The organism is Rhodococcus sp. (in: high G+C Gram-positive bacteria) (assembly GCF_049286785.1).
Classification (GTDB): Bacteria; Actinomycetota; Actinomycetes; order Mycobacteriales; family Mycobacteriaceae; genus Rhodococcus_F.
The window spans coordinates 1-4,616 of record NZ_JBAQEO010000444.1; the positions used below are offsets into that span (position 1 = coordinate 1).

The 4,616-nt window shown below is 62.8% G+C and carries 4 protein-coding genes; all 4 read right to left on the reverse strand.

Going from position 1 to position 4,616, the window contains the following annotated elements:
- Positions 1 to 464 precede the first annotated feature (464 nt).
- The 4 genes from WAW17_RS16140 to WAW17_RS16155 all read right to left on the reverse strand — a co-directional run bounded on the left by WAW17_RS16140 (position 465) and on the right by WAW17_RS16155 (position 4,573).
- Complete coding sequence (locus tag WAW17_RS16140) at positions 465 to 809, reverse strand: ParB family protein (RefSeq protein ID WP_422333957.1); 345 nt, start codon at positions 807 to 809, stop codon at positions 465 to 467.
- The gene (locus tag WAW17_RS16145; RefSeq protein ID WP_422333958.1) at positions 793 to 1,614 is read right to left on the reverse strand and encodes a ParA family protein; all 822 of its coding nucleotides are present in this window, start codon (positions 1,612 to 1,614) and stop codon (positions 793 to 795) included. Before WAW17_RS16145 ends, WAW17_RS16140 begins: the two co-directional genes overlap by 17 nt.
- Positions 1,615 to 2,941: 1,327 nt before the next feature.
- Complete coding sequence (locus WAW17_RS16150; RefSeq protein ID WP_422333959.1) at positions 2,942 to 3,106, reverse strand: hypothetical protein; 165 nt, start codon at positions 3,104 to 3,106, stop codon at positions 2,942 to 2,944.
- Positions 3,107 to 3,439: 333 nt separating this feature from the next.
- Positions 3,440 to 4,573 (reverse strand): IS701 family transposase, encoded by a 1,134-nt coding sequence (locus WAW17_RS16155; protein ID WP_422333960.1) that lies wholly within the window; start codon positions 4,571 to 4,573, stop codon positions 3,440 to 3,442.
- Positions 4,574 to 4,616: the final 43 nt, after the last annotated feature.

A 4,616-nucleotide genomic window follows, 5' to 3' on the forward strand; every position in this document is an offset into this window, starting at 1 on the left:
CACAGCATCAACGACATCTGGCGGGAAAACCCTGGTCAACAACCCCACCGACACCACATCCGACAACCGCCGATCCGAGATCGGCTTCACCCATCCGCTACGAGGCACGCCTCATCATAACGTAAACTCCACTAACTGAACGGTATTGAGGCTAAGGGGGCGGCTGGATCGGCAATGCGCCGATTCACGTCGCCGGCGGCATTGTAAAACTCGGCCTGAGCTTCGATTGCACCCACTTCGTGTCCATAGTTACCATAGTTACCATAGTGCTATGGGGTGCGAAAATGCTTCTCTCATAAAGAAATTGCACTACACAGCCCGGTTATCATAGTCCTGTAGTGCCCATAGTTCCGCCGGAAGGTGAAGCACAGAACTCCCACCCGGGCGTGATGGCCGGCCCGCACCAACCGGTCCGACATACGAGAAAGCCCCCGGTTCGTGTGAACCGAGGGCGTAATTGCCGGCTACCGCGGGCGGTTCCGGCCCACCCCTATCTGGGTGATGCTCTTGATCGTGCCGGCGTCGACGTCGTGCCAGGGCTGACCATCGTTGTACTGCTTCTCGAGTCGCGCGATCTTTTCGAGTACGGCGTTCTCCATGAACTCACCGAAGGTCTCTTGCCGCTCATTCCCGCGGGTGTGGAGGTATGCGGCGCGGATCCTGCCGCTCTGTCCGGTGTAGAAGCCCATCTTTACGCGCCCGCCTTCCTCGACTTGAGGTGGGACCGGGGCTGCCTTCTTCGCTGGTGCGGGTGCGATCGGGCTGCGATCTTCAAGGTCGCTCTCGAGTGCCTTAGGCCGAGGTGGCATGGCGTTCTCCAATCAGTGCGGGCAGCAGCTCGGCATAGAGCATCGCTGTGAGGTTTGCGCGGGTTGTACCCCACTCATCCAGACCGGTTCCGGCCTGCGACGAATCCTTGATGACCACACGATGTGGGATGACCGGTTCGAGCACAGTCACACGCTTCCTCAGGGTGTCGAGCCACTCGCCGCCGGAAACGGTCTGAGACTCATGGTTGTTCACCACGGCCCCTCGCACCCCCAGGTCGGGATGGTAGTACTCCTGAACGTCCTGGATGGTGTCGAGGAGCTGCCCGATCCCGTCGGCGCCGAACAGGCTCGACTCGGTGATGATGACGGCTTCGTCGGCGGCGGTCAGCGCATTAATCGTCAGCAGGTCGACGGAGGGCGGGCAGTCGATCAGGATCAGGTCGTAGTCCTCGCGGACCGGGGCAAGGGCTTTCCGTAGCCGGAGCTCGCGGCCAATATCCGAGGCGACCAGCTCGTTCCTGACATTGACCAGCTTTCGCCCGCTGGTCGGCGCGAGTGAGAGGCCTGCCCATCGACCGTCGACGATGACGTCGTTCAGGATGTAGTCACTGTCCCCGGTCAGGACGTCGGCGATGCCGACCTGCTTCTTTTCGACCTTCTGGAGCGCCGAGATCTTCGTGAGGTTGCCTTGCGGGTCCATGTCGACCAAGAGCACACGCAGGCCAAGGAGAATGGCCGCGCGCGCAAGATGGAAGGTCGTCGTCGTCTTCCCGACTCCGCCCTTCTGATTGCAGAACGCGAGGATCAGCGCCTCGAGCTTGCCGTCTCGATGCCGTGCCGTCATTCGATCGTCCTTCGGTCATGGGCCAACATCGCCGGCCGCCGATCCGGCATTAGTGCCGATAGCTCTATGGAATCTAGCAATGGTTTGACCGCAAGTCACGGGCATTCCCCCAGCGTGTTGTACTGATCTACGGTATCCCATAGCACTATCGGAACCAGTGGTTACCGATCCTGACGGGAGTTCAGGCAGGCGTAGCCCTCGGCCAATCCGATACGGAACTCTTCAGGGTTCGGGGTGCGTAGTTTCGCAAGAACGGAGTCGAGACCGAGTGAGATACTTGCGAAAGTGCTGGTAGCACTGTGTCCGTCGCAGTGACCGCTCGCGGTCCATTCGTAGCCTGAGAGCGTGAGAGAAACCGCGGTCTTCCCTCGATTAAGAGTGAACGCCTCCCGTTCGCAGCGCATGAGAGCAAGGCTCTCACGCTTTCCTGGACGCGCGTTCGCCGTCTCACGGGGCCGGGTATCGATTGTGGCCCCTTCTGCAGACCGCATGGAGAGGGGGGCGTTAGCGACTGCAACGTCTAGAGCCTCTGCGACTCCGCGGCCTTTGGACTGCATTGTGTCGCAGTCGAGAATGCTGGCGAACCACACGTGCGACTGATGCGAGGAAGACGTGAGAGTGTGCGCAGCGTTGGTCGCACTGAGCGATACCCGCGATCCGTCTGCCGCCAGACCTGCGCCGGCTTCGAGTGCGTAGTTGTTCGCGCCGACGTCCTGGACCATGGGAGCTTTGACGCCGATCCTCGCAAGGGCCGCAAGCTCAGCGGAATAAGACAGTTCGAGAGCGGTTCGCACGCGATCGACGTCATGAGGTACAAACTCCCATGTCCTTTTCCCACCTGCTCGGCCAGTGCCCATCACACCCATAGGTTCGATAGAACTATGAGAGTCAGGGGTGAGCTGGTAATTCTCGGGCATTGCTACTCCTAATGTTTGGCACCAATAGTGTTCATAGTGCCGCAGGAACTATGGGAGTGCGCCGTCTATCGCGCGGCAGTGCTTGCATTCCCAACGGTCATTGATCTGGGTACAGGTTCGACGGGCCTCACACAGCTTCCAGCAGACCTGGTTGGCTTTGGTCTCCGCCAGGTGAGGGAGCGTCGCCCGTTGCTTGAGCGCGCTGAATAGTTCCGCGCGGGATGCGTCGACCGGGGTGGCCGACCTCTCGCGCAACACGTGCCCGAAGACGGCGCGGCACCCGCTGCAAACGTCGCCCTCTGGACGACAGGCGTTCGACATGCGTGGACCGCGCACGGCGTAAACAGTTCGAACTGCATGAATACGTCTCCGTGTCTACCCATCGCTCCGGTTCTTCGCCACTGGCATGTTCAGTACGCAGCGAAATGCATTCCTGTGTCGTCAATGCGGGGGATCCGGCCATCGCTGCGTGGGCTGATGACCCGTGCGGTCACTGCACGCGTGGCTGCTGCTTCGAGGGTGTCGGTGGACAGCCGGTACGCATCCACCGTTGCCTCGCCCATACCGATCGGCACCGTGTCTCCGCCGGACCAGTAGAGGCCCACCGACCACGATTCGATGTCCTCGCGGTAGAGGGCAGGTTCGCCATTGGTGGTGGCAAGCAGGTACGTTGACTGACCATTGTCGTCAATTCCCGCTTCGGCGCAGAGGGCGAGGCAGGAACCGCCGGTACTAGTACTGCAACGGCACTTATGGGATGTGTCCGCGGGTTCGGTAGTGGCAGGATCGGGCCTGGTGCTGTCGGCGCCTCCGCCAGTGTGACCAGGACCAGACGTGCTCGTCGGGGCGGGCGTGTCGCAGGATCAGATGCACGAGCAGCCGCCGGATCTCGGGTACCGTGTAACCGATCATGCCCTGATCGTCGATCCCGATTCCCCCTTTACTGCTTCGGTTTTCGTCCCGGCCAGCCAGGCGAGGGCGAGCATCGACAGGGTGGTGTGGGCGTACCAGGCGCGGTAGGTGCGCACCTGATACTGATCGAGGCCGGCCTCGTTCTTGGCCTGCTGGAAGCATTCCTCGACCCGCCACCGCGATCCGGCGACGGTGGCGAGTTCGGTGAGCGTGGTCCGCCTGGGTCCGGCGCAGATGTAGTACGCGATCTCGGTCGGGTCCGACAGTGATCGGCGGGCGAGCAGCCAGTGCCCACGCCCGGGTGCCCAGGCGATCCGGATCGGGATCCGCACCCAGGAGTACTCCCGCGGGCCGTGCGCGCCGTCGCCGGCGGAGATCCGGCGCCACTGCTTCGGCGGGACGGCGGCGATCATCTCGTCTGCCCGGCCGCTGCGCCCGTCCGGGGTGAAGACGTCGTCGTTGCGGCGGGTGGCCAGCACGTAGGAAATATCGCGTTCCTCGAGCCAGACCCGTAGGTACTTCACCTGTCCGTAGGCCTCGTCGGCGGTGAGCCAGGAGAACGGTACCTGTGCGTCGAGGGTGCGTTCGATCATGTGCTGCGCCAGCACGGGTTTGGTCGCGAATTCGACCTCGTCTCCGATGCCGGCGGCGCGGCACCGGTCGCGGTCGGAGGTCCACGATTCGGGGAGGTAGAGCTCCCGGTCGATGAGCGCGTGCCCGGCACCGGACGCGTAGGCGAGGAACACCCCGATCTGGCAATTCTCCACCCGGCCCGCGGTGCCGGAGTACTGGCGTTGCACCCCGGCCGAGCGGGTGCCCTTCTTGAGGAAGCCGGTGTCGTCGACGATCAACACCCCGGCCGGATCGCCGAGGCGTTCGACCACGTAGTCACGCACATCGTCGCGCACCCCGTCGACGTCCCAGTCCGCCCGCCGCAGCAACCGCTGCATCCCGTCCGGGCTCACCTCGCCGGCACGCTCGGCGAGGGTCCACCCGTTCTTGCGTTCCAGACCCGCAACCAAACCCGCGACATACTCCCGGACCCGGGTGCGCGGTTCCGACCGGACGAACCGGCCGGAGATCCGCTCGTGCAACGCTTCCAATTCGGCAGCAACCAGATCGATAACCACCCAACCAGTATCTCTTACCTGTCAAGTAAGTGCCGTTGCAGTA

What these genes read in the sequence shown, in the direction of transcription:
- WAW17_RS16140 (WP_422333957.1), bottom strand. Translation starts at nt 809, where the DNA reads ATGCCACCTCGGCCTAAGGCACTCGAGAGCGACCTTGAAGATCGCAGC.
- WAW17_RS16145 (WP_422333958.1), bottom strand. Translation starts at nt 1,614, where the DNA reads ATGACGGCACGGCATCGAGACGGCAAGCTCGAGGCGCTGATCCTCGCG.